Genomic DNA, 587 nt, shown 5'->3' with positions numbered 1-587 from the left:
ATTTTGTTGAAAAGTTTTTTATTGTCAAACTTATTTGACAAATATACAATTAGCTTTTCATTTAGTAAGAAACATTACTAGTCTTTTGTCAAAAATAATTACCTAAATTTGTATAAATACAGTATTTATCATTGATATGCGCCAATTATGTTAGACATAGGAAGTAAAATAATACAGCTCAGAAAGAAGAAAAATTGGTCGCAAACTGATTTATCTAAGGAAATTAAAGTTTCCAGAACGATTATAGGAAACTATGAACGTAATGAGAACATGCCATCTGTAGAAATTCTTTTAAAAATGGCTAAAGCTTTCGATGTATCTGTAGATTTCTTAATAGGAGAAGCAGAAGTATCTAATTTAGATAAAGCTGTATTACAACGTATTTATGATATTGAAAAACTAGATGAAGACACTAAAAGTAAACTCTTCTTTTTGATTGATAACGTAGTCCAAAACTTTAAAACCAAACAAGCTTTTTCTGCTTAAAAACAAAAAATCCACAACCTAAAACAAGCTGTGGATTTCTATATATTTTATTCGCTTTGTAAGAACGGAATGCAATTCCGCTCTATCATATCAGAGCCATC

General features: G+C 28.4%; 1 protein-coding gene. It reads left to right on the top strand.

The genetic code is table 11. The features are described from left to right. Positions 1-147: 147 nt before the first annotated feature. The gene (locus GMC_RS0100040; RefSeq protein ID WP_010520209.1) at positions 148-486 is read left to right on the top strand and encodes a helix-turn-helix domain-containing protein; all 339 of its coding nucleotides are present in this window, start codon (positions 148-150) and stop codon (positions 484-486) included. Positions 487-587 lie beyond the last annotated feature (101 nt).

Origin of the sequence: Aquimarina agarivorans, assembly GCF_000218485.1 — a bacterium.
GTDB lineage: Bacteria > Bacteroidota > Bacteroidia > Flavobacteriales > Flavobacteriaceae > Aquimarina > Aquimarina agarivorans.
Note: the sequence above shows the minus strand (reverse complement) of the source record. Positions and strands in the feature narration are given on the sequence as shown.

Excerpts from the sequence above, each read along its gene's own strand:
- GMC_RS0100040 (WP_010520209.1), top strand. The coding sequence starts at position 148 with ATGTTAGACATAGGAAGTAAAATAATACAGCTCAGAAAGAAGAAAAAT.